This is a genomic window from Streptomyces sp. FXJ1.172 (genome assembly GCF_001636945.3).
Lineage (GTDB): Bacteria > Actinomycetota > Actinomycetes > Streptomycetales > Streptomycetaceae > Streptomyces.
In genome coordinates, this window is sequence record NZ_CP119133.2 from 2,401,955 (window position 1) to 2,424,653 (window position 22,699).

The following is a 22,699-nucleotide window of genomic DNA, read 5'->3' on the forward strand; positions in this document are numbered from 1 at the left end:
GAGCAGCGCGCGGTGCGCCGTACGGCTGGGGCCGGCGGCCGTGCGCGGGTGGTGGCAGGGGGCGCGCGAGCGGTGTCAGGGGCCGTTCACCAGCGCACCGGAAGGCTGCGCATCCCTCTCATCAGCAGGCCCGGCAGCCACTCGCCGGGCGTGCCGTCGAGCGCGAGGCCTGGGGCGCGCCGCAGGAGGGTGCCGATGGCGATGCGGCCCTCCAGGCGGGCCAGCGGTGCGCCGAGGCAGTAGTGGATGCCGTGGCCGAAGGCGAGGTGGCCGCGGGTGTCGCGGCGGATGTCGAACCGGTCGGGGTCGCCGAAGCGGCCGCCGTCGCGCTCGGCGGCGGTGAGGCTCACCACCACGTGCTCGCCCTGCCCGATCGCGCTGCCGGCGATCTCCAGGGGCTCGGCGGCGAACCGGTACGTGGCGCTGTGCACCGGGCCCTCGTAGCGCAGCATCTCCTCGACGGCGCCGTCCAGGAGGCTCATGTCGGCCCGCAGGGCGGCGAGTTGGGCGGGGTGGGTCAGCAGGGCGTGGACGCCGTTGCCGATCAGGTTGACGGTGGTCTCGTGGCCGGCGATCAGCAGCAGGAAGGCCATGCCGCGCAGCTCCTGCGCGGACAGCCGGTCGCCGTCCTCGGCGGTGGTGCGGATCAGGTCGCTGAGCAGGTCGTCGCTCGCGCCCGAGCGGCGCTTGTCCTCGATCAGCCCGGTCAGGTACTCACCCAGGCGGACGACCGCGTCGCGCTCCGTCTGCTGGTCCGCCGCGGCGACCACCTCGGTGGACGTCTTGCGGAACTCGGCGCGGTCCATGTCCGGAACGCCGAGCAGTTCGCAGATGACGGTGATGGGCAGCGGGTAGGCGAGGGAGCCGATGAGGTCGCCGTGGCCCGCGGGGAGCATCTCGTCCAGCAGTTCGTCGGTGATCTGCTGGATCCGCGGGCGCAGTTGCTCCACCCGGCGCATCGTGAACGCGCGCGTGACGAGGCCGCGCAGGCGGGTGTGCTGGGGCGGATCGGTGGCCAGCAGATGCTTGCCGATCATCTCCTGGTCCATGACGGTCACGCCGATCTTGCTGGTGTCCTTGGCCAGCCGGGGGTCGGCGAGCGCCGCCCGCGCCTCCTCGTACCCGACGACCAGCCAGGCCGTGTCGTCCCAGCCCGGCAGCCGGACGCGGTGCACGGGACCCTGCTCGCGCAGCCGGGCGTACACCGCATGCGGATCCGTGTGCAAAGCCTCCTCGGACTCGCCCAGTTCGACCACGCTCTGCCTGTCCATCGCTCCCCTTTTCCGGACTCCCCCGAGGCCTGCCCGGGGATCTCCCGGCACTGGGACAACGCTCGGCGCACGGGCTTGGTGCCCGTCCCCGCCGAAAAGTCCCGCGCGGCGGGCGAGCAGGGCCATCTGGGCGCCGGCCAGGCCCCGGCGGGCGGCGACGGCGGCCTCCCGCCCGGGGTCGCCGGCGCGGCTAGGCGTTCACGCGCGCGTGCCTGCCGGGAGCCGGCGTCGGTGCGGGCGGCGTGCCGCATCAGCTCATGGGTGACGGCGGGTGCGAGCGGACTCCACGTGGTGATGGCCGCCGGGCGTGCCGCTCAGCCCCACGGCAGCCAGGCCCGGATCTCGAACCCGCCGTCCGCGGTGGCGCCGTGCTCCAGCCGCCCGCCGGCCAGTGTCGCGCGTTCCGTCAGTCCGATCAGGCCCTGGCCGGAGCCGGGCACGGGCGGGGCGTCGGCCTGCGGGGGCGGGTTGGTCACGGTGACCGTGAGGCCGTCGCCGCGGGTGCCGGCGAGGCGGAGGGTGACCTCGGCGCCGGGGGCGTGCTTGCGGGCGTTGGTCAGGGCCTCCTGGGCGATGCGGTAGACGGTGCGGCCGACGGAGGCGGGCACGGCCGCGGGGTCGGCGACGCGGTGGTCGAGCGTGATCTTCATACCGGCCTCGCGGCACTCGGCGACGAGCGGTTCGAGCGCGGCGAGCGTCGGCTGCGGGCGGCCGCCGGCCGCGTCGTCGGGGCCGCCGGTGCGCAGCACACCGATGATCTCCCTGAGGTCCTGCAGGGCCTCGTGGGCGCTCTCGCGGATGACACTGGCGGCCCGCACGACCTCCTGCCGGGGCGCGTCGGGCCGGAACTCCAGGGCTCCGGCGTGCACGCTGAGCAGGGTGAGCCGGTGGGCGAGCACGTCGTGCATCTCGCGGGCGATGTCCTCGCGCGCGAGGCGCTGCGCCTGCTCGGCGCGCAGCCGTGCCTCGGTCTCCGCCCGGTGGGCCCGGTCCCTCAGGCTCAGCATCAGCAGCCGCTTGGAGCGGACGAACATGCCCCAGCCGACGACGCAGACGGTGAGCAGCAGCGCGAAGACGAGGGAGGCCGAGTACGGCAGGCCCTTGTCGGGGCGCAGCCAGTAGTACAGGGGTGCGAGGGCGAGGCTGGTGCCCGCGATCCAGGCCACGTACCGGAACGGCCGGTGCACGGCGACGGTGAACACGGCCGCCAGGAAGGCCCAGCCGGAGGTCGAGGAGACGAGGCCGACCGCGAGCAGCGCGACGGCCAGGCCGACCGGCCGGCGGCGGCGCAGCCAGACGGCGAGGCAGGACAGGGCGCCCAGCAGCACGTCCGCGACGATGAGGCCCTCGGGCACGTCCGGGTGCTGAACCAGGGGCACGGCGGTCACCAGGTACAGCAGGACGACCAGCAGGAAACAGCAGATGTCCACGGCCCAGTCCCGGGCCGTCCGCCGCGCAGGGCGGCCCTCGGGGGCCGCGTCCGGGTCCAGTTCCCTGACCACGGCCGAGGGGAGCATCCAGCGGCGCAGCCCGTCCCCGGGGGCGGGGGCCGGCTGGGGTCGGTCTTCACTCACGGTCGTCAAATCTACGCAGCGTCCGCTGCCGTGACGGTCCTTCACGCGCGATCGGCCACCGGATTCGCGGCCCGTGGGCCGAAGTCCCGGGCCGTCGGCTCTCGTACGCCCTTCGGACGTCCTTCGTGCGTGGCGGCACCTCGCCGGGCCGCCCGTTCGTACGCGGCCGGGGCGCCGGATTCCCGTGCGCCGCGGGCCCGCCGGCCCGCGGCGGCTGTCGTGCGGCGAGCGCCGGTGTCCGGGCCGGTGCCGGCCCGGACGCCGCTCGCCCTGCGGCCCTGGGTGGGGGGCCGGCCGCGGGGCGAGGGGCCGCGTGTCACACCTGTCGCGCTGTTCCCTCGGGTCCTGGTCTCCGGCTCAGCAGCCGAAGTCGACCAGGTTGAACGTGGCGTAGTGGTCGGAGGTGTAGTAGTCCTCCTGGGACGCCTCTCCGGTGACGATGCGCCGGGCGCCGCGCGTGGAGGAGCCCGGGGTGATCACCGTGTACTCGTGGTAGTACCCGCTGGGCTCGCTGGGCAGGACGCCTTCACGGTTGGAGAAGACGGTGCCGTCCTGCGAGTACGGGTACGGGCCGCCCTTGGCGATCAGGTCCAGCGTGTCGTGGGCCTGCGACGGCAGGGCGCTGTAGCAGATGCTGCCGGCCGAGTCGGCGGCGGCGTTCGCCGTGGTGGCGGACACGGTGCCGCCGACGACGAGGGCGGACAGGAGCGCGGCTGCGGCGCTGATACGAGTTGCGCGTGGGGGGAATCTCATGTCCCCCATGATGACGCGCGTAGACGTTGGCATGTCAACGACAACGTTGAAGATTTTCCCTTCAAGTCCGATGAGTTTTCAGGAAGTTAACCTGCCGTCCTGCGCCCCCACGCGGTCCCCGCAAGCACCAGGACGCCACCCGCGAGACCGGGTGCGCCGAGCCGTTCCCCGCCCAGTGCCATGCCGGCCGCGGCGGCCCACAGCGGTTCGGTGCCGAGCAGCAGACCGACGCGGGACGGGGACGTGCGGCGCACCGCCCACATCTGCACGAAGAACGCGAACACCGTGCACAGCACGGCCAGGAAGAGCAGCCCGGCCCAGTCCCGCACGCCGAGGCCGGCCGCGACCGTCCAGGGCGCCGGGGTGCCCGGGAGGGCGGACAGCAGGGCGAAGACGGCGACGCACGCGCCGAGTTGGACCGTGGTGAGCGGCAGCGCGGCGGCACCCTGGACGGCCCTGATCCGGGACATGGCGAGGACGTGCGCGGTGCGGGCGAGCGCGGCGAGCAGCATCAGCAGGTCGCCGGCCGAGGGCCGGGTGAAGCCGCCGCCCTGGGTGAGCAGGACGACGCCGAGCACCGACAGCAGGGCCGCGCCGAGGAAGGCCGGGGTGGGCCGGGTGCGGGTGACGGCGGCCTCGGCGAGCGGCGTGAAGATCATGGTGAGGCTGATGATCAGGCCGGCGTCGGTCGCGCAGGTGTGGACCACGCCGTAGGTCTCCAGCAGGAAGATCCCGCTGAGGATCAGCCCGAGCAGGGCCGCGCCGCGCCACTGGGCGCCGGTGAGCGAGCGCAGCGCGCGGCGTCCGGCGACCGCCAGGACGGGCACGGCGAGCGCGAACCGCAGCACCAGGACGGCGAGCACCGTAGGGGCGGTGGTGATGTCCTTGGCGGCGAGGTAGCTGGCGCCCCAGCACACCGCGACGAGCAGGACGGGCAGGTCGGTGTGCCAGGCGCGGCGGGGCAGGGCGGCGGCGCCCGGTACGGCGAGCGAGGACATACGAGCGGCTCTCCCGGTCTCCGGAAGGAGTGCGGAGACATCGGCGGCTCGCACGGGGCGCGCTCACCGTACCGGCGAAGACGATCTTCGGCCAGGGTTTTGCGTGCGCCTCAGACGTCCTCGGGGAGTTCGTACGACCCGTACTCCGGGTCGCCCGCGAGGTCGTAGGTCTGCAGGCTGACGCCCGCGCCGGTGATCCGGCCGCCGGTGTGCCGGAAGCGGGTGGGGAGCGTGCCCTCGGTGAACAGGCGGTGGCCGGTGCCGAGGACGACCGGGAAGGTCAACAGGTGCAGGGTGTCGAGGAGGCGCAGGTCGATCAGGGAGCGGACCAGGGCGCCGCTGCCGTGCACCTGGAGTTCGCCGTCCGTGCGCTCCTTGAGGGCCTGGACCTCCTTGGCGAGGTCGCCGCCGATCACCGTCGTGCCGGACCACCCGGGCGCCTGGAGAGTGGCGGAGACGACGTACTTCGGCAGGGCGTTGAGCCGGGAGGCGATGGGGTCGGCCGGGTCGGTCACCCTCGGCCAGTGCGCGGCGAAGATGTCGTACGTACGGCGGCCGAGCAGGAAGGCGCCGGCGCGGTCGAAGACCTCGGTCACGAACGCGCCGAAGCCCTCGTCGCCGTAGCGGAAGCTCCAGCCGCCGTGGGTGAAGCCGCCCCTGGTGTCCTCCTTGGGGCCGCCTGGTGCCTGGTACACGCCGTCGAGAGTGACGAAGACGGTGGAGACGAGCTTGCCCATGGCGGGTGCCTTCTTCCGGGTGCGGGATCTGCTGTCATCAGCTCAGACCCCGCACACACCCGCAACTCATCGGTTCAGCCGGCGTGGGTCGAGAACAGGCCGCCGGTCGGGCCCTGCTTGTCGCCGCCCTGGGCCTTCTTCAGGGCGTTGGCGAGGCTCTCGATGGTGAGGGACTGCAGGATCACCCGGCCGTTGCCCTCCAGGGTGGCCAGGGACAGGCCCTCGCCGCCGAAGACGGCGTTCATGATCCCCTGGCGGTTGAGGCCACCGATGCGCTGGACGCCGTACTCGATGCCCTCCTCGAAGGCGACCACACAGCCGGTGTCCACCTCGATACGGCCGCCGAAGTCGGCCGGGTTGAGGTCGATGAAGTTGCCCGCGCCGGCGATGATCACCGTGCCGTGCCCGGTGAACTTCTCCAGGATGAAGCCCTCGCCGCCGCTCATGCCGGTGCGGCCGCCGGCGAAGGCGATGCCGAAGTCGACGGTGGACTCGGCGGCCACGAAGGCGTCCTTCTCGGCGAACCACGCGCGCCTGCCGTCGAGTTCCAGCGCGCGCATCTCGCCCGGGAGCACGCCCGCGAAGCCGACCGTGCCCGCACCGCCCTGGCAGGTGAAGTACTGGAACGCCAGCGACTCGCCCGCGAGCATGCGCTGGCCGACCTGCACGGCGGTGCCCATGGCCTGGCGCAGCAGGCCGCCCATGCCGCCGCCCGGGCCGCCCTGCGCCTGCTGGCCGCCGCCGTTCGCGGACGGGCCGGACAGCCGCGTCTCCATGGTCACGTTCGTCGTCTTGAACAGGAACTTCCCGGCCTCGCAGTACACGGTCTGGCCGGGCTGCAGGCTGACGACCGCCATCTGCATGGCGTTGCCGACGATCTCTTGCTGAAGGGTCACGCGGGAAGAACGCGGGAGAGCCAGCGTTGAGTTCCTGGCGGCCGCGAACCGGGTCCGCACGGGTGACACGCGGGGCGCCCGGTGCTGTCCAGGCCGGGGCGCCCCGCGCGCGTGCGGGGGTGGGTCAGCCGCCCAGTTCCTGGTGGCGGGCGGCGAGGCCTGCCGCGCCCTGCCCGGTCAGGGAGCCGAACAGCCTGAGGCGGGAGATGCCGCCGTCGGGGAAGATGTCCACGCGCGCGTGCGTGCCGACGGCGGGCTCCGGGAGCACGAACCGGTGGTTGGTGTCGGGCTGGAGGCGGGTGCGCGGCAGGATCTCGGTCCACTCGCCGTCCTCGCCGTCCTTGACCGAGACCGAGGCCCAGCCCGCGCTGTTGCCCTTCAGGTAGGCCGTGTCGATCTCGATCGCGCGGATCTGCGCCTGGGCGGCCAGCCGGTAGCGGATCCAGTCGTTGCCCTGGTCACGGCGGCGGCGGGTCTCCCAGCCGTCGTCCATCTTGCGGGAGCGGCCCGGCTGGACGGTGTTGGTGGCCGGGGAGTAGAAGAGGTCGGAGGCGTCCTCGACCCGGCCGCCGTTCTCCAGGGCGACCACGTCGAAGGTGCCGAGGGCCGCGAGCCACTCGGGGTCCGGGACGACGTCGCCGTACACGCGCAGGCGGGCGATTCCGCCGTCGGGGTGCTGGTTGACGCGCAGGTGCGTGAAGCGCTGCTCGACCGATACGCAGAAGCCGTTCGCCGCGTGGCCGCCGACCGGGGTGCGCGGGACGAGGGTCGTCCACTTCACGTCGCCGGCGAGCAGTTCCTCCGGCGCGGGCGAGCCCGTTACCGAGGCGGCCTCGATGGAGACGGCCTGCGGGTAGTTGCCGCGGAAGTGGGCGGTGTCGACGACGATGCCGCGGATCACGCCGGGCGCGCCGAGGCGGACCAGCGCCCAGTCGTGGTCCTCGGCGGCCGGCCAGGGGTGTTCGGCCGAGGCGCCGCGCCGGCGGCGGGTCTCCCAGCCGTCCATGATCTTGCCCTTGTGCCCGAAGTGCTCGGGGTCGAACTCGGCGCGCTCGGGCACCAGGAGGTTCTCGCGCTGGGCGAAGAACTCGTCGTTGGCGGCGACGACACCGGCGCCGAGCTGCCGGTCGGCGAGGTTGGCGTACTGGGTGAAGGGAAAGTCGGCGGTGCGGTAGTCCGCGTACGGGTCGCCGCCTTTGTAGGGGTTCGCGTCGCCGGTGAAGCCTGGTGTCGCCGTCACGGTGATCAGGGGGTCCTTTCTGGAGTCGGCCGGGTGCGGGTGCGGGGGGCTTACTGGGGGCGGGCGAGCAGCGTGCCCTTCGGCTCGGTGAACTCGCCTTCCGCGACGATGCGTTCGCCGCGCAGCCAGGTGGACTTCACGACGCCGTACAGGGTCTTGCCGGCGTACGCGGTGACCCGGTTGCGGTGCTGGAGGGCGGCCGGGTCGACGGTGAAGGTCTCGTCCGGGGCGAGGACGGCGAAGTCGGCGTCACGGCCGGGGGCGATGGCGCCCTTGCGCGCGTCGAGGCCGACCAGGGCGGCGGTCTTCGTGGACATCCAGCGCACGACGTCCTCCAGACCGTGGCCGCGCTTGCGGGCCTCGGTCCATACGGCGGACAGGCTGAGCTGCAGGCCGGAGATGCCGCCCCAGGCGGTGGCGAAGTCGTCGGTCTTCAGGTCGGCGGTGGAGGGCGAGTGGTCGGTGACGACGCAGTCGACGGTGCCGTCGGCCAGCGCCTGCCAGAGCAGGTCCTGGTTGGCGGCCTCGCGGATGGGCGGGCAGCACTTGAACTCGCTGGCGCCGTCCGGGACTTCCTCGGCGGTGAGGGTGAGGTAGTGCGGACAGGTCTCCACGGTGATCTTGACGCCGTCCGCGCGGGCGGCGCGGATCAGCGGCAGCGCGTCACTGGAGGACAGGTGCAGGATGTGCACGCGCCCGCCCAGCCGCTTGGCCTGCGTGATCAGGGCGGCGATGGCGGTGTCCTCGGCGTCGCGCGGGCGGGAGGCGAGGAAGTCGGCGTACCTGGGGCCGCCGTGCTGCGGGGCGGCGGCGAGGTGGTGCGGGTCCTCGGCGTGCACGATCAGCAGGCCGTCGAAGCCGGCGATCTCCGCCATGGACCGGGCGAGCCGGTCCTGGTCGAGGTGCGGGAACTCCTCCACGCCGGACGGGGACAGGAACGCCTTGAAGCCGAAGACGCCGGCGTCGTGCAGCGGGCGCAGGTCCTTGACGTTGTCCGGCAGGGCGCCGCCCCAGAAGCCGACGTCGATGTGCGCCTTGTCGGCGGCGACCTGCTGCTTGACCCGCAGGTTCGCCACGGTCGTGGTCGGCGGGAGGGAGTTGAGCGGCATGTCGACCAGCGTGGTGATGCCGCCGGCCGCCGCCGCGCGGGTGGCGGTCCAAAAGCCCTCCCACTCGGTGCGGCCGGGGTCGTTGACGTGCACGTGGGTGTCGACCAGGCCGGGCAGCAGGGCGTGGTCGCCGACGTCCTCCAGCCGGGCGCCGGCCGGGACCTCGGCATCGTACGGCAGGACGGCGGTGATCCTCCCGGCGGACACGGCGACCGAGGCGGCCCGTGTCCCTTCCGGAGTGATGACGCGCCTCGAGCGCAGGACCAGTTCAGCGTCGGACACCCGAACCCCTCTCTGTACCGCCGTTTTACGCCCAGGAAAACGGGATTTACACCCACGTAACGGAATTCAACGTTCTGTTGAAGGAGTCTTCACTCCCGCTCCCCCGCCGTCAAGGGGCACACTTCTGGGCAGCAGGCGACCCGCATCCACTCTGGACGTTTCCACAAAGCGGAATTAGAATTCCAGCAAGCAGAACGTAGCTACGTACAAGCGGGGAGTCAACCGACTGCCGGGTAGGCTTCTGCCCTCCTGCCAGCCCCGAAAGGAACGCGCCGTGCCGACGTCCAGCGCCAGCACCACCGACTCCGCCAAGTCCGCCGCCGGCGGCGGTGTCCAGTCCCTCGAGCGCGCCTTCGACCTGCTCGAGCGGATGGCGGACGCGGGCGGCGAGGTGGGCCTGAGCGAGCTGTCCGCGACCAGCGGGCTGCCGCTGCCGACCATCCACCGGCTGATGCGCACCCTGGTCGCCTGCGGTTACGTCCGCCAGCAGCCGAACCGGCGCTATGCGCTCGGCCCCCGGCTGATCCGGCTCGGCGAGTCGGCGTCCCGGCTGCTGGGCACCTGGGCACGGCCGTATCTGGCCAGGCTGGTCGAGGAGACCGGCGAGACGGCGAACATGGCACTGCTGGACGGCGACGAGATCGTGTACGTGGCACAGGTGCCGTCGAAGCACTCGATGCGGATGTTCACGGAAGTGGGCCGGCGGGTGCTGCCGCACTCGACCGGGGTCGGCAAGGCGCTGCTGGCGGGCGTTCCCGACGAGGAGGTGCGGGCGCTGCTCTCGCGCACCGGGATGCCGGCCGCCACCGAGAAGACGATCACCACGCCCGAGGGCTTCCTGGCCGCGCTCGACGACGTACGGCGACTGGGGTACGCGGTCGACGACAACGAGCAGGAGATCGGGGTGCGGTGCCTTGCGGTGTCCGTGCCGGAGTCTCCGACGGCCGCGGCGATCTCGATCTCCGGGCCCGCCGGGCGGGTGACGGAGGCGGCGACCGACAAGATCGTGCCGGTACTGCAGGAGATCGCCCTCGAGCTGTCCCAGGCTTTGGCGAGTTCGGGCGCCTAGCCGGGCGCCTGGCCGGGTGCCGCCGGGCAGGACGGCCCGGACCCCCCTTTCACGGCCGCGGTGATTCCCCGAAGAGATCCACTGCCGCGCGCACGTCCTTGAGGCCCCGCGCCAGGGCGCTCACCGATCCGATCGCGCCTGCGATCAGTAACAGGGAGCTGCGCAGGCGGGGGATCTCCGGGTGGCCGCCGGTGGCCATCGCCGCCAGGGCCGCCAGTTCGTCCTCGGCTATGGCGCGATCGGGGAACTCGGACGGAAGCGTGGCGAGTTCGCGGCGCAGCCGGGACACGGCGGTCCGCAGTTCCGCCACCCTCGGGTCCTCGTCGCTGCCGATCACCGGTGTCTGCCCCAAGCTCCGCAACACAGCCCTCCCCCTCACACGCCGTCGTGCGCGGGTCAGTAAACGCCACCGCGTCCGGGAGCGCCACAGCGTGGACCGAAATTCAGCCCAAGGGAACGCCCCGGGGAACGCGCCGTTGCCGTCCGCGTCAGGTATGCAGGACACATGACGGACATGCATCACGAGGAGCACACGGAGGTCGCCGGGCTGCTGCTCGCCGCCGGAGGGGGACGACGGCTCGGCGGGCGCCCCAAGGCTTTGCTGGAGCACCGGGGGCGGCCCTTGGTGGAGCACGCGGCCGGGGTGCTGCGGGCGGCCGGGTGCGTCCGGATCCATGTCGTGCTGGGGGCGCAGGCCGAGGAGGTCCGGGCGCGGGCCGAACTGCCCGGCTGCGTGCTCGTGGACAACCCCGGCTGGGCCGAGGGCATGGGCTCCTCGCTGCGGGCCGGGCTGGCCTCGCTCGAGGGCACGGGGGTGCGCGCGGCCCTGGTGAGCCTGGTCGACCAGCCGGGCATCGGGCCGGCGGCGGTGGCGCGGGTGCTCGGCGCGTACGAGGACGAGAAATCGCTGGTCTCGGCCGCCTACGACGGCACGCGCGGGCATCCCGTGCTCTTCGGCGCGGCCCACTGGGCGGACATCGCGGCGACCGCCACCGGGGACCGCGGGGCACGCGCCTACCTGAAGGGGCACGAGAGCGGGATCCGGCTCGTGGAGTGCGCGGACGTGGCCGAGCCGTACGACATCGACACCGAGGCCGACCTGCGCCACCTTGAGTGAAGGCGGTGGCACTGAGCGCCACCTTGCCTCGACTCAGAGAATCTCGACATCAACAAACCATTGAAGTTCCACAATGAGGAAACTACTATCCACTGTTCAGAAGCGCCCGCCCGCACAGTCGGCGCTGTTCGCCCTGTTCGTGCCACTAGGCACCCGGTGCCACCGCTGAAGGAAGTGACAGCTCATGTCCGCACCAGCGCCGTCCCCGCTGGCCATCGTCGACGCCGAGCCCCTGCCCCGGCAGGAAGAGGTCCTCACGGACGCGGCGCTCGCCTTCGTGGCGGAGCTGCACCGGCGGTTCACCCCGCGCCGTGACGAACTCCTCGCCCGCCGGGCCGAGCGCCGCGCCGAGATCGCCCGCACCTCCACGCTCGACTTCCTGCCCGAGACGGCCGCGATCCGCGCGGACGACTCCTGGAAGGTCGCCCCGGCCCCGGCCGCGCTGAACGACCGGCGCGTCGAGATCACCGGCCCGACCGACCGCAAGATGACCATCAACGCCCTGAACTCGGGCGCGAAGGTCTGGCTCGCCGACTTCGAGGACGCCTCCGCGCCCACCTGGGAGAACGTGATCCTCGGCCAGGTCAACCTGATCGACGCCTACACCCGCAGCATCGACTTCACCGACCCGGGGTCCGGCAAGTCGTACGCCCTGCGCCCGAACGAGGAGCTGGCGACGGTCGTCATGCGCCCGCGCGGCTGGCACCTGAACGAGCGTCACCTGGCCGACGCCGACAGCCGCGCCGTCCCGGGCGCCCTCGTCGACTTCGGCCTGTACTTCTTCCACAACGCCCAGCGGCTGCTGGACCTCGGCAAGGGCCCGTACTTCTACCTGCCGAAGACCGAGTCGCACCTCGAGGCCCGCCTCTGGAACGACGTGTTCGTCTTCGCGCAGGACTACGTCGGCATCCCGCAGGGCACCATCCGCGCGACCGTCCTGATCGAGACCATCACGGCCGCGTACGAGATGGAGGAGATCCTCTACGAACTGCGCGACCACGCCTCCGGGTTGAACGCCGGGCGCTGGGACTACCTGTTCTCCATCGTCAAGAACTTCCGGGACGGCGGAGCCAGGTTCGTCCTGCCCGACCGCAACGCGGTGACGATGACCGCCCCGTTCATGCGGGCCTACACCGAACTCCTCGTCCGCACCTGCCACAAGCGCGGCGCGCACGCGATCGGCGGCATGGCCGCGTTCATCCCGTCCCGTCGCGACGCCGAGGTCAACAAGACCGCCTTCGAGAAGGTCCGTGCCGACAAGGACCGTGAGGCCGGCGACGGGTTCGACGGCTCATGGGTCGCCCACCCCGACCTCGTCCCGATCGCCATGGAGTCCTTCGACAAGGTGCTCGGCGACCGGCCGAACCAGAAGGACCGGCTGCGCGAGGACGTCCACGTCGAGGCGGCCGACCTGATCGCGATCGACTCGCTGGACGCGAAGCCCACGTACGCGGGTCTGGTCAACGCCGTCCAGGTCGGCATCCGTTACATCGAGGCCTGGCTGCGCGGGCTCGGCGCGGTCGCCATCTTCAACCTGATGGAGGACGCGGCCACCGCCGAGATCTCCCGCTCGCAGATCTGGCAGTGGATCAACGCGGGCGTCGAGTTCGAGAACGGCGACACGGCCACCCCTGAGCTGGCCCGCAAGGTCGCCGCCGAGGAACTGTCCGCCATCCGCCAGGAGATCGGCGAGGAGGCCTTCGCGGCCGGCCACTGGCAGGAGGCGCACGACCTGCTGCTGACGGTCTCCCTGGACGACGACTACGCCGACTTCCTCACCCTGCCGGCGTACGAGCAGCTCAAGGGCTGAGCCTGGTCGGACACGGGCGGCTCCGGGCTCCTCCCGGGGCCGCCCGGCCGCTTTCCCGGCCGAGGACCACTGCGTCAGCCCAGGTGGGCCGACCAGTCCTGCTGGGCGGCCGGTTTGCCGTGCAGGTCGGGGACGCGTTTGAGCCAGTCGGGGCGGCCCGCCTGGGTCTTCGCGGCGCGGGCCGCCTCCTCGGCGGCGAGCTGCTCGCGGCTCGGGAAGTCGGTGGGCAGCCACTCCGGCGACCGGCGCACCCGGGCCAGGAGGTAGTCGACGTAGGCGGCGCGGACGTCGTCGGGGGTCGCGAAGCCCGCGTCCTCGGCCAGCCAGGCGTCGGGGACCTCGGCGACGATGCTCCGCAGCAGTTCCCCGGTCACCTTCGGGGCCAGCTCGGCGTCGGCCGCGCGGACGTCGGGGCCGTAGTGGCCGAGGGCGTGGTGCCGGAAGTCGTACTTCTTGCCCGGGGCCGTGGTGTCCCAGCGGTGGTGGAAGACGAGGGCGGCGCCGTGGTCGATGAGCCACAGGCGCGGCGGTGCGGTGCCGAGCGTGGGCCAGACCATGAGGTTGGAGCTGTGGACCGTGCGGTCCACGTTGACGGTCAGCGCGTCCAGCCAGACGATCCGGCCAGCCTCCAGCGGGTCCACCGGGAAGACCTTCGCGATCTCGGGGGTGAAGTCGGCGGCGCCCGGCAGGTGGTCCATGCCGAGGTTCACGCCCGCGCTGGCGCCGTGCAGCTCCCGGACCTCCTGGTGGGGCTCGTCCGCGGCGATCTCCGGGTCGAAGTGGACGAGCACCAGCTCCGGGAAGCGCAGGCCCAGCGCGCGGGCGAGTTCGCCGACGATCACCTCGGCGACCAGCGCCTTGTGCCCCTGCGCCGAGCCGGTGAACTTGACGACGTACGTGCCGAGGTCGTCGGCCTCGACGACTGCGGGCACGGAGCCGCCGGACCTCAGCGGGGTCACGTATCGAACAGCAGTCACGTCGCGCAGCACACCGGCCAGCGTAAGCGCTCGCCGGGCCGGGATGCGTGGTGCCGGCCTCCTCGGGACCATCAGTAGTGGCTGTTCATGGCGGCACGCACCTCGGCGAGCGTGGTGTCGGCCACGGCCCTGGCGCGCTCGTTGCCCTCGCGCAGGGTCCGGCGCAGGAAGGCCCGGTCCTCGGCGTACTCGATGCGGCGTGCCCGGATCGGGGCCAGGTACTCGTTGACCGCCTCGGTCACGGTCTTCTTCAGCGCGGCGGCGCCCGCGGAGCCGATCTCGTCGGCCACCTCCTCGGGGGTCCGGTTCTGGCACAGGGCGGCCAGCAGGAGGAGGGAGGACACCTCGGGGCGGGTGCGGGGGTCGTAGGTGATGTGCCGCTCGGAGTCCGTCCTGGCCCCCTTGAGCAGGCGCGCGGTCTCGTCGGCGCCGGCGGCCAGGGTAATGGCGTTGCGGCGGCTCTTGCTCATCTTGGTGCCGTCCGTGCCGAGCAGCGAAGGGGCCCTGGAGAGCAGGGCGTCGGGCTCGGGGAACACGGTGGCGCCGTTGCCGTAGCGGTCGTTGAAGCGGCGGGCGATGGTACGGGTGACCTCGAGGTGCGGGAGCTGGTCCTGGCCGACCGGGACCAGGTTGCCCTTGCAGAAGAGGATGTCGGCCGCCTGGTGGACGGGGTAGGTGAACATCAGGCCGCTGACGGCGGACCGGCGCGCGTGGGCGATCTCGTCCTTGACCGTGGGGTTGCGGCTCAGTTCGGCGACGGAGACGAGGCTGAGGAAGGGCAGCATCAGCTGGTTGAGGGCGGGGACCGCGCTGTGCGTGAAGATCGTGCTGCGGGCCGGGTCCACGCCGGCGGCGAGGTAGTCCAGGACGAGGTCCTCGACGTGCCCGGTCAGGTTGTCCGCCACGTCACGGTCGGTCAGGACCTGGTAGTCCGCGATGATGACGTACGTCTCCACGCCGAGGTCCTGGAGCCGTACGCGGTTGTGCAGCGTGCCGAAGTAGTGCCCGAGGTGCAGCCGGCCGGTGGGCCGGTCGCCCGTCAGCATGCGGAATCGTCCGGGGTCCTTGCGGATCAGCTCTTCCAGTACCGCGCTGCGGGCCTGCGCGGCGGTGGGCTCGAACGCGTCGGCGAAGGGGGCGGCGGCGTCGGTGTCCGCGGCCCGGGGCGTGGTGTTCACGGCGTCTCCTGGTGGGTTCGTCTCTCGCCGACTCAAACGGCACGAGCCCTGGTCCAGGGGACACGAAAGGGCCGTCCATCCGAACGGCCCGGTCATGCCTGCGAGGTGGCCGCTCCTACCCGGAGCGCCACCAGCTCAGACACGACGAAAGATGCATGCGCACAGCATAGCGTCAGCCGCCGGCCAGCGGGCTCGGCAGAGGCTGATAGCGGGCGTCCGCGCCGTCCGCGCCGGTCCAGCGCAGCAGCAGGTTGGTCTTGCCGGGCAGCGTGGGCGAGGCGAGCAGGGCGGGGATCTCCGGCAGGTCGTGCCGGGCGAGCGCGCGGCGGACGGCGGGCCAGGGGTCGAGGCCCGGGTGGTGCTCGGCGAGGGCCGCGGCGATCTCGCCGAGGTGGTTCACCACCAGGCAGTACACGAGCCGTTCCCAGCCCGCGGCCCGGGTGACGTCCGGCAGCAGTTTGACGCCCTCGGCGTCCCGGAACAGCGCCTGCACGGGGGTGCCGGCCGCGTCCACGGCGACGAGGGTGTTCTGCAGGTGGGCCTCGAGGACGACGCCGTGGTCGTCGAACGCGGTGAGGGCGGGCGGCACGACCTGGCGCAGGTACGCCTCCCACCAGGCCGCCGGGTCGGCCGCGGCGGCCAGGGGGCTGCCGTCGAAGCCCTCCGCCAGCCCGGCCGCGAGCAGCGGGGTGGCGCCGGGCAGGAGGTGGCCGCCGAGGCCGTCACGGACGAGCACCGCCAGTTCCTCGAAGGCGAAGGCGGCGGTGCGGTACCCGCGGTCGCTCAGCCAGGCCGCGGGCGGGCCCATGGCCGCGAAGGCGTGCCGCACGGCCGTGTCGGTACGGCGCAGCCGGCTCAGGTCGTGGCGCCACAGGCGGCGGATGTCGTTGGTGATGCGGACGTCCAGCGAGAACTTCAGGAACAAATCGCGCCGGGGTGCGTGGACGGTGCGGATCGCCGCCGTCGGCCAGACGTCGAAGGCGGTGCTGCCGATCCGGATCAGCCGGCCGTCGGCGAAGGCCGGGGCGAGGCCGCGGCCGAGGAGGTCGAGCTGCCAGGGGTGGGCGGGCAGCAGCCGGTAACCGGGCGGGGCGGTGCCGAGGGTGTCCAGGGCGCGGGTGTCGCCCTCCTCGGCGACCTGGTCCTCGCGGACGCCGAGCAGCACCAGCGGGAACCGGGCGTGCGCCTCGGGGGCGTACGGCAGCCAGGACGCGACCGGGCCGCCGCCGCGCGCCTTGGGGGCCGGGTGGTAGGGGTGACCGGTGATCAGGGACTGCTCGGAGCGCAGATAGGGGTCGGCGGGCGGGGCCGTACGGGCGCGGGCGGCGAGCAGCGCGGCGACCGCGTCCCGGCTGTCGAGCATCTCGGCGGGCAGGTCGCCGCCCGGCAGCCCGGTGTGCCGGCGCAGTTCCTCGGCGACCAGTTTGACCAGTTCCGGGTGGCCGACCGCCTGCCAGGTGCCGGCCGTGCGCACCTGGGGGGCGGCGGGGTGCCGCCCGGCGCGCACCCGCAGCAGCCGTCCGCTCGGCAGCCGGTGCACCCGCCACGCACCGGGGTCCGGCGCCGGGAGCGGCTCGGCGACCTCGCGCAGCAGGCAGTTGAGCAGGGGCGCGGCCGCGTAGGCGTCGGCGCGGCGGCCGACGGCTGCGGTGAGGGGTGTGAGGTCCACGCGATCCATTCGTTCTTCGTCCAGGGGGCCGGGCACGCCGTCCATTGTCCGGCGGGGCCGCCCCCGGCGTCGCGGTACGCCCGCCCCGTCTCCGGCCTAGTGCCCCGGCAGGGGTGCGCCGCCGGTCTCGTGGGCGGCGCCTCGGGGAGCCGGTCGCGATCAGTATGGCTGCCGTCACGCACAATCGTGCCCCGAGTCCGGGCCCCGTGCCCCCGCGTACCCGAGGAGCCGACCGTGCACCGTCCCCCCGCCGCCGAGGCCGAGATCGCACGGGAGCTGGCCGCCGTCCGGCCCGCCCTGCTGTCCCGGTACGCGCAGGAGCTGCCCGGTGCCCGCGCCGCCGTGCTGACCCGGCTGTGGCGGGCGCTGGCCCATGAGCCGCTGCCGTGGATCACCGGCCGGGTGCGCGGGGCGCACAGCCTGGCCCTCAGGCTCGCCGACGGCCGCACGCTGCACGGCCCGCACGCGGACCCGTACGCCACGAGCGCCTACGTCACCTCCGTCCGCCTCGGCCGGGACCGCCATGCCGATCCGGCCGTCCTGATGTCCGCGCTCGGGGTGCCGCACGCCGATGCCTTCGTGGCCGAACTCGCGCACAGCACCGCCTCGTTGGCGCTGTCGCGGGCCGACGCGGATCACCCGAAGGAGTGGCCGGTTGAGGTGTCCCCGGCCGACGGCCGGGGGCAGGAGTGGGAGTGGGAGCAGCGGGTGACCGACGGGCATCCGTACCACCCGGGCTGCCGTTCGCGGCCCGGGTTCTCGGTGGCGGAGCAGCTGGCGTACGGCCCGGAGCACCGGCCGGTGGTGGAGCTGGGGACGGTGCCGGTGCCCGCGCGGGAGTGCCTCGTGAGCGGCGAGTGGCCGGACGAACTCCGGGACGGCGGGCGGCTGCTGATTCCCGTGCACCCCTGGCAGAGCGCGCACGTCCTCACCCGCCCGCATGCCCCCTGGCGGCCGGCTCGTCCCCTGCTCTCCCTGCGCACCCTCGCGCTGGACGGCGGACCGCATGTGAAGACCGCGCTGAGCGCCCGGCTGACCTCCTCGGTGCGGGACATCTCGGCGTACTCGATCCGCTCCGCCGCACCGCTCGGCGACCTCGCCGGACACCTGGCGGCGCGCACCGGCGGCCTGCTCCACATCACCCGGACGCTGGGCGCGGTCACGGCGGACTCGCCCGGCCTGGCGGCGCTGCTGCGGGAGCCGCCCGAGGTGTACGCGGGCCCGGACGAGCGGGTCCTGCCGGTGGCCGCGCTGCCCGGTACCGGCCTGCCCGAATCCCCCGGCTGGCTGGCCGAGTTCGCCCGCCTGACGCTCACGGTGGGCCTCGGCCTGCTCGACCTCGGCGTGGCCCTGGAGGCGCACGGCCAGAACCTGCTGGTGATCCTCTCGGCCGACGGCCGGCCCCGGCGCCTGGTCTACCGCGACCTGGCCGACATCCGCATCAGCCCCGCCCGCCTGACCCGCAACGGCCTCACCCCGCCGCCGCTCACCGGCCGTCTGGTCACCGACGACGAAACCGCCCTGCGCCGCAAGCTGTTCGGCTCCCTGGTGGCGGGCGCGCTGGCCGCCACGGCAGGCTCCGCGGCCCTGCTCGCGGCGGCCCTGAGCGCCGCCGTACCCCATCTCCCGCGCACCCCCGACCTGCTCGCACTGACCCGAGCTCCGCTGCCGGCCAAGGCGTTGACCCTGATGCGGCTGTCCCCGCGGACCCCCGGCGACCAGTGGACGGCGCTGCCGAACCCGCTCGTTTTGGAGCCCGGCGGCTCTGATCAATAGGATCCGGCGATGATCAGAAGACAACGGCTGGCGGCGGGCGTCTGTGCTCTGCTCGCCGCCCTGGCGGCCGGGATCGCGTTCCCCGGCGGGGCTGCCGCCGACGGGACACAGGCGGCCGCGCCCAAGGTCGAACTCGTGCTGGACGTCAGCGGTTCCATGCGCACGCGGGACATCGACGGCGGCTCCCGGATGGCCGCGGCCAAGCAGGCCTTCGACGAGGTCCTCGACGCCACCCCGCAGGACGTCCAGCTCGGCATCCGTACGCTGGGCGCCAACTACCCCGGCAACGACCGCAAGGAGGGCTGCAAGGACACCGCGCAGCTCTACCCGGTCGGGACGCTGAACCGGACCGACGCGAAGACCGCGGTGGCCACGCTCCAGCCGACCGGCTGGACGCCGATCGGGCCCGCGCTGCTGAAGGCGGCGGACGACCTCAGCGGCGGCACCGGAACGCGCCGTATCGTCCTGATCACCGACGGCGAGGACACCTGCCCGCCGCTCGACCCCTGCGAGGTGGCGCGCGAGATAGCCGCCAAGGGCGTCGGAATGACCATCGACACCCTGGGCCTGGTGCCGGACGCCAAGACCCGCGACCAGCTCAGCTGCATCGCCGACGCGACCGGCGGCACCTACACCGACGTACGGCACAAGCAGGAACTGACCAGCCGCGTCGGGCAGTTGGTCCACCGGGCCGCCGACCCGGTGGTGACACCGGTGGCCGCCGAGGGCGCCGACCGGTGCGAGAGCGCGCCGCTGCTCAAGTCCGGGCTGTACACGGACCGTGCCGCGTTCGGGCAGCAGCGCTGGTACAAGGTCGACGTCGGTCCCGGCAAGGAGCTGCGCGCCTCGGTGAGCGTGGCCGACGACCGCGCCGTGAACCCCGACTACGGGGTGCTGCTGCGGGCGGTGACCGTCCACGGCCGCGAGATCGTGCGCGGCGAGGCCGCCGGCACCGGCCGTACGGATGCCGTCTCCACCGGGCTGCGCTACCCGAGACCGAAGAGCGACGACGACAACGCGCCCGCGGAGACCGTCTGTCTCCAGGTCAGCCACTCCTTCTCGGCCGCCGCCGGTGTCAAGAGCACGCCCGGCCTGCCGCTCGAGCTGACGGTCGACGTCGTGGACGGGCCGTCCGGGCACCACGACGTGGCCGCCTTCGGCCTCGGGCGCGGCTGGTGGCTGCTGGGCGCGCTCGTGCTGACCGGGTTCCTGGCCGGTCTGCTGTGGGGCTGGCTGTCACGGTGGCGGGTCGCGGTCTGGAGGACGAACTGATGCGTGTCACACGTGCGCTGAGCGCCGCACTGCTGGCCCTGGGCCTGGCCGCCGGACCGGCCCTCGCGGACTCCTCCGCCCCGGGCCCCACGCCCAGTCCCTCCGGGAGTGCGTCGTCCGACGGCTCGGCTCCCGCCCAGGCGGGCACCTCCTTCCGTACCGCGGCGGAGATCAAGCAGGGCCAGGCGGCCACCGCCTCCGGCTCGACCGGTGACTACCTGTACTGGTCCTTCCCGGCCGACATCGGTGAGCGGCCGACCGTCAAGGCGAGCGTGAAGCTCCCGCAGACGCACGGGTCGCAGACCTGGCAGCTCGATGTGTACGACGGGCTGCGGCGCCGGCAGGCCTGCCAGTACGGCGCCAACACCCGCACGGCGGCGCCGGACGCCTCGCAGGTCGAGCTGGCCTGTGTGCTGCGCACGGTGCGCGGCTGGTCGGAGCCGTGGGCCGACGATCCGCTGCCCGGCACCTACTACATCCGCCTGACGGTGGTCGACCTGGGCGCCTCCGACCTCGGCCTGCCGGTGAGCGCCGAAGTGCGCGCCGACTCCAAGGACATCGGCGGCGCGGCGGCCGTGGACGGCTCGCTGGCCAAGCCGCTCGTCCCCGGGATCGCCGTCAAGGCCGGGGGGAACGACGAGGGCGAGGGCGGCGCGAAGAAGGCGGTGCTGTCCAGCTTCGGGTCCGACGACGGCTGGTCCTCCGGCTGGTGGTCCGACCGCTGGGTGTGGACCGCGATCGGCGGTGTGCTCGCGGCCCTCGCCGGCATCGGCGGGTACGCGCTGACGCGGGGGTCGGGGCGGCCGTCCCGGGTGCCGCCGGGCGTCTGAGCCGTCCGGCCCCGCAGTTGTCCTTGAAGGCCCGCCGCCCCGGCGGGCCTTCGCCTTCTCACGCCTCCTGCAGCGCCTTCGCGAGCGTGCCCTCCCCTGTCACCGTCACCCGCCCGGCCCGCACGGCGTCCGCCAGGCTCACCTCCCCGCGGGCCAGGGCCTCGCAGGTCCCGGCGTCCATCACGAGGCGCGCGTCGGCCTCGCCGGGCGCGGGTCCCTCGCCGTGCACCGGCCCCTGCTGCGCACCGACCCGCAGATGGAACTCGCCCTCCTCCAGGCGGACTTCGACCAGAGCCTCCCCCGCCCCCGCCTCCCGCAGGGACCGCAGCAGCGGCAGGGCGAACCAGTGGGCGCGCACCGCGTCCGTCGGACGGCGTTCACCCAGCTCGGGTGCGCCCCACGCACTCAGGGCCTGGAGGACGGGCAGCAACTCCCGTCCGCGTCCGGTGAGTTCGTACACGAAGGCCGCGCCGGGCGGGGACAGCCGGCGGCGGGTGGCGAGGCCGGCCTGCTCCATGTCCTTCAGCCGTGAGGCGAGTACGTCCGTGCTCACGCCGGGCAGGTCCGCGTGCAGGTCCGTGTAGCGGCGGGGGCCGGCCAGCAGCTCCCGGACGATCAGCAGGGTCCAGCGGTCGCCGACGAGGTCGAGGGCGCGGGCTGCGGAACAGTACTGGTCGTAGCTTCGGCGAGGTGACATGCGACGCAGTCTAGACAAGTTGTTGGACTTTCCAAGCGCCTACTTGGTAAAACCAAGCAACACAAGTTTCCGGAGGGGCGCATGGAGTTCCGGCAGTCGAACAAGCTCAGCGAGGTCTGTTACGAGATCCGCGGCCCGGTGATCGAGCACGCCAACGCCCTGGAGGAGGCGGGGCACAGCGTGCTGCGCCTGAACACCGGCAACCCCGCGGCCTTCGGCTTCGAGGCGCCGGAGGAGATCCTCCAGGACATGATCCGGATGCTGCCGCAGGCGCACGGATACACCGACTCGCGCGGCATCCTCTCCGCCCGCCGCGCGGTCGCCCAGCGCTACCAGAACCTGGGCCTCGACGTCGGCGTGGACGACGTCTTCCTCGGCAACGGCGTCTCGGAACTGGTCTCCATGGCCGTGACCGCGCTGGTCGAGGACGGCGACGAAGTCCTCATCCCCGCCCCGGACTTCCCGCTGTGGACGGCCGTGACGACCCTGGCCGGCGGCAAGGCGGTGCACTACCTGTGCGACGAACAGGCCGACTGGAACCCGGACCTGGCCGACATGGCCTCGAAGATCACGGACCGCACGAAGGCCGTGGTCATCATCAACCCCAACAACCCCACGGGCGCGGTGTATCCGAAGGAGGTGGTCGAGGGCATCCTCGACCTCGCCCGCCGGCACGGCCTGATGGTGTTCGCCGACGAGATCTACGACCAGATCCTGTACGACGACGCCGTGCACCACTCGGCCGCCTCCCTCGCCCCCGACCTGGTGGTCCTCACCTTCTGCGGTCTGTCGAAGACCTACCGGGTGGCGGGCTTCCGCTCCGGCTGGCTGGTCGTGACCGGCCCGCGGCAGCACGCGAAGGACTACCTGGAGGGCCTGACGATGCTGGCGTCCATGCGGCTGTGCGCCAACGCACCCGCGCAGTACGCCATCCAGGCCGCGCTCGGCGGCCGCCAGTCCATCCGCGAACTGACCCTGCCCGGCGGCCGGTTGTACGAGCAGCGCAACACGGCCTGGGAGAAGCTGAACGAGATCCCGGGCGTCACGTGCGTGAAACCCAAGGGCGCGCTGTACGCGTTCCCGCGCATCGACCCCAAGGTGCACCCGATCCACGACGACGAGAGGTTCGTCCTCGACCTGCTGCTGCGCGAGAAGATCCAGGTGGTCCAGGGCACGGGCTTCAACTGGCCCTCCCCCGACCACTTCCGCATCCTCACCCTGCCGCACGCGGAGGACCTGGAGGCGGCGATCGGGCGGATCGGGCGGTTCCTGGGCGGGTACCGGCAATAGCCCGTTTCACTCGTTCGCGTGCTTGTGCGAAGATCACCCCGCATGACCGGGGGGACCTCCGCGCGGGGCGGCACCGCAGGCTCTGGGTGCGCGCTCGACCAGCGCCGCACCACAGCTCCCCCTGGTCCGGTTCCGGCAGACCAGGGGGAGCAGC

The 22,699-nt window shown here is 73.0% G+C and carries 20 protein-coding genes; 7 read left to right on the forward strand and 13 right to left on the reverse strand.

The genetic code is table 11. From position 1 onward, the window contains the following. Positions 1-86: 86 nt before the first annotated feature. From A6P39_RS10665 to allB, 8 genes are all read right to left on the reverse strand, one after another. Complete coding sequence (locus tag A6P39_RS10665; RefSeq protein ID WP_199841021.1) at positions 87-1,271, reverse strand: cytochrome P450 family protein; 1,185 nt, start codon at positions 1,269-1,271, stop codon at positions 87-89. Positions 1,272-1,585: 314 nt separating this feature from the next. Beyond that, entirely contained in the window at positions 1,586-2,788 is a 1,203-nt protein-coding gene (locus A6P39_RS10670) for a sensor histidine kinase (RefSeq protein WP_067055253.1), read from the reverse strand. A gap of 414 nt (positions 2,789-3,202) precedes the next feature. Beyond that, positions 3,203-3,598 (reverse strand): ribonuclease, encoded by a 396-nt coding sequence (locus tag A6P39_RS10675; protein WP_067055249.1) that lies wholly within the window; start codon positions 3,596-3,598, stop codon positions 3,203-3,205. An 86-nt stretch (positions 3,599-3,684) separates the two neighbouring features. Further along, the gene (locus A6P39_RS10680; RefSeq protein ID WP_067055246.1) at positions 3,685-4,596 is read right to left on the reverse strand and encodes a DMT family transporter; all 912 of its coding nucleotides are present in this window, start codon (positions 4,594-4,596) and stop codon (positions 3,685-3,687) included. Positions 4,597-4,706: 110 nt separating this feature from the next. Then, positions 4,707-5,333: a dihydrofolate reductase family protein gene (locus A6P39_RS10685; RefSeq protein ID WP_067055243.1), complete on the reverse strand. Its 627-nt coding sequence runs from the start codon at positions 5,331-5,333 to the stop codon at positions 4,707-4,709. Positions 5,334-5,407: 74 nt separating this feature from the next. Beyond that, positions 5,408-6,229 carry an AIM24 family protein gene (locus tag A6P39_RS10690; protein ID WP_079133801.1) on the reverse strand — a complete coding sequence of 274 codons (822 nt, stop codon included), beginning with the start codon at positions 6,227-6,229 and terminating at the stop codon, positions 5,408-5,410. A 124-nt stretch (positions 6,230-6,353) separates the two neighbouring features. Beyond that, positions 6,354-7,469 (reverse strand): allantoicase, encoded by a 1,116-nt coding sequence (gene alc, locus A6P39_RS10695; RefSeq protein WP_067055239.1) that lies wholly within the window; start codon positions 7,467-7,469, stop codon positions 6,354-6,356. Positions 7,470-7,519: 50 nt separating this feature from the next. Further along, a complete protein-coding gene (gene allB, locus A6P39_RS10700; RefSeq protein ID WP_067055236.1) occupies positions 7,520-8,860 on the reverse strand; it encodes an allantoinase AllB in 1,341 nt (446 codons plus the stop codon). Between the two features lie 274 nt (positions 8,861-9,134). Here allB and A6P39_RS10705 point away from each other — a divergent pair, with 274 nt between their 5' ends. Beyond that, positions 9,135-9,929 carry an IclR family transcriptional regulator gene (locus tag A6P39_RS10705; protein WP_067055233.1) on the forward strand — a complete coding sequence of 265 codons (795 nt, stop codon included), beginning with the start codon at positions 9,135-9,137 and terminating at the stop codon, positions 9,927-9,929. 49 nt (positions 9,930-9,978) lie between these two features. Here the strand turns inward: A6P39_RS10705 and A6P39_RS10710 are convergent, their stop codons facing one another. Further along, a complete protein-coding gene (locus A6P39_RS10710; RefSeq protein WP_079133800.1) occupies positions 9,979-10,293 on the reverse strand; it encodes a DUF5955 family protein in 315 nt (104 codons plus the stop codon). A gap of 141 nt (positions 10,294-10,434) precedes the next feature. Here A6P39_RS10710 and A6P39_RS10715 point away from each other — a divergent pair, with 141 nt between their 5' ends. Both A6P39_RS10715 and aceB read left to right on the forward strand, forming a co-directional pair. Continuing rightward, positions 10,435-11,046 carry a nucleotidyltransferase family protein gene (locus A6P39_RS10715; RefSeq protein ID WP_067055226.1) on the forward strand — a complete coding sequence of 204 codons (612 nt, stop codon included), beginning with the start codon at positions 10,435-10,437 and terminating at the stop codon, positions 11,044-11,046. 184 nt (positions 11,047-11,230) lie between these two features. Further along, complete coding sequence (gene aceB, locus A6P39_RS10720; RefSeq protein WP_067055223.1) at positions 11,231-12,856, forward strand: malate synthase A; 1,626 nt, start codon at positions 11,231-11,233, stop codon at positions 12,854-12,856. Between the two features lie 74 nt (positions 12,857-12,930). On the opposite strand, the gene A6P39_RS10725 is transcribed toward aceB, so the two are convergent. The 3 genes from A6P39_RS10725 to A6P39_RS10735 all read right to left on the reverse strand — a co-directional run bounded on the left by A6P39_RS10725 (position 12,931) and on the right by A6P39_RS10735 (position 16,689). Further along, entirely contained in the window at positions 12,931-13,845 is a 915-nt protein-coding gene (locus A6P39_RS10725; protein ID WP_067055220.1) for a HipA family kinase, read from the reverse strand. A gap of 59 nt (positions 13,846-13,904) precedes the next feature. Next, positions 13,905-15,011 (reverse strand): tryptophan--tRNA ligase, encoded by a 1,107-nt coding sequence (gene trpS / locus A6P39_RS10730; protein ID WP_067055217.1) that lies wholly within the window; start codon positions 15,009-15,011, stop codon positions 13,905-13,907. 172 nt (positions 15,012-15,183) lie between these two features. Further along, complete coding sequence (locus tag A6P39_RS10735; RefSeq protein ID WP_067055214.1) at positions 15,184-16,689, reverse strand: IucA/IucC family protein; 1,506 nt, start codon at positions 16,687-16,689, stop codon at positions 15,184-15,186. Between the two features lie 225 nt (positions 16,690-16,914). On the opposite strand from A6P39_RS10735, the gene A6P39_RS10740 reads away from it, so the two are divergent. From A6P39_RS10740 to A6P39_RS10750, 3 genes are read left to right on the forward strand one after another with little or no spacing between them, the layout of a single operon-like run. Next, positions 16,915-18,456, forward strand: coding sequence for an IucA/IucC family protein (locus tag A6P39_RS10740; protein WP_067055211.1), 1,542 nt, complete (start codon positions 16,915-16,917; stop codon positions 18,454-18,456). 9 nt (positions 18,457-18,465) lie between these two features. Beyond that, on the forward strand, positions 18,466-19,728 hold the full coding sequence (locus A6P39_RS10745) for a VWA domain-containing protein (RefSeq protein WP_067055207.1): 1,263 nt from the start codon (positions 18,466-18,468) through the stop codon (positions 19,726-19,728). After that, entirely contained in the window at positions 19,728-20,558 is an 831-nt protein-coding gene (locus A6P39_RS10750) for a hypothetical protein (protein WP_067055204.1), read from the forward strand. The genes A6P39_RS10745 and A6P39_RS10750 overlap by 1 nt, the downstream gene beginning before the upstream one ends. Positions 20,559-20,616: 58 nt before the next feature. Here the strand turns inward: A6P39_RS10750 and A6P39_RS10755 are convergent, their stop codons facing one another. After that, a complete protein-coding gene (locus A6P39_RS10755; protein ID WP_067055201.1) occupies positions 20,617-21,255 on the reverse strand; it encodes a winged helix-turn-helix transcriptional regulator in 639 nt (212 codons plus the stop codon). A gap of 81 nt (positions 21,256-21,336) precedes the next feature. On the opposite strand from A6P39_RS10755, the gene A6P39_RS10760 reads away from it, so the two are divergent. Further along, the gene (locus A6P39_RS10760; protein WP_067055198.1) at positions 21,337-22,545 is read left to right on the forward strand and encodes a pyridoxal phosphate-dependent aminotransferase; all 1,209 of its coding nucleotides are present in this window, start codon (positions 21,337-21,339) and stop codon (positions 22,543-22,545) included. Positions 22,546-22,699 lie beyond the last annotated feature (154 nt).

What these genes read in the sequence shown, in the direction of transcription:
- A6P39_RS10665 (WP_199841021.1), bottom strand. Translation starts at nt 1,271, where the DNA reads ATGGACAGGCAGAGCGTGGTCGAACTGGGCGAGTCCGAGGAGGCTTTG.
- A6P39_RS10670 (WP_067055253.1), bottom strand. Translation starts at nt 2,788, where the DNA reads ATGCTCCCCTCGGCCGTGGTCAGGGAACTGGACCCGGACGCGGCCCCC.
- A6P39_RS10675 (WP_067055249.1), bottom strand. Translation starts at nt 3,598, where the DNA reads ATGAGATTCCCCCCACGCGCAACTCGTATCAGCGCCGCAGCCGCGCTC.
- A6P39_RS10680 (WP_067055246.1), bottom strand. Translation starts at nt 4,596, where the DNA reads ATGTCCTCGCTCGCCGTACCGGGCGCCGCCGCCCTGCCCCGCCGCGCC.
- A6P39_RS10685 (WP_067055243.1), bottom strand. Translation starts at nt 5,333, where the DNA reads ATGGGCAAGCTCGTCTCCACCGTCTTCGTCACTCTCGACGGCGTGTAC.
- A6P39_RS10715 (WP_067055226.1), top strand. Translation starts at nt 10,435, where the DNA reads ATGACGGACATGCATCACGAGGAGCACACGGAGGTCGCCGGGCTGCTG.
- aceB (WP_067055223.1), top strand. Translation starts at nt 11,231, where the DNA reads ATGTCCGCACCAGCGCCGTCCCCGCTGGCCATCGTCGACGCCGAGCCC.
- A6P39_RS10735 (WP_067055214.1), bottom strand. Translation starts at nt 16,689, where the DNA reads ATGGATCGCGTGGACCTCACACCCCTCACCGCAGCCGTCGGCCGCCGC.
- A6P39_RS10745 (WP_067055207.1), top strand. Translation starts at nt 18,466, where the DNA reads ATGATCAGAAGACAACGGCTGGCGGCGGGCGTCTGTGCTCTGCTCGCC.
- A6P39_RS10750 (WP_067055204.1), top strand. Translation starts at nt 19,728, where the DNA reads ATGCGTGTCACACGTGCGCTGAGCGCCGCACTGCTGGCCCTGGGCCTG.
- A6P39_RS10755 (WP_067055201.1), bottom strand. Translation starts at nt 21,255, where the DNA reads ATGTCACCTCGCCGAAGCTACGACCAGTACTGTTCCGCAGCCCGCGCC.
- A6P39_RS10760 (WP_067055198.1), top strand. Translation starts at nt 21,337, where the DNA reads ATGGAGTTCCGGCAGTCGAACAAGCTCAGCGAGGTCTGTTACGAGATC.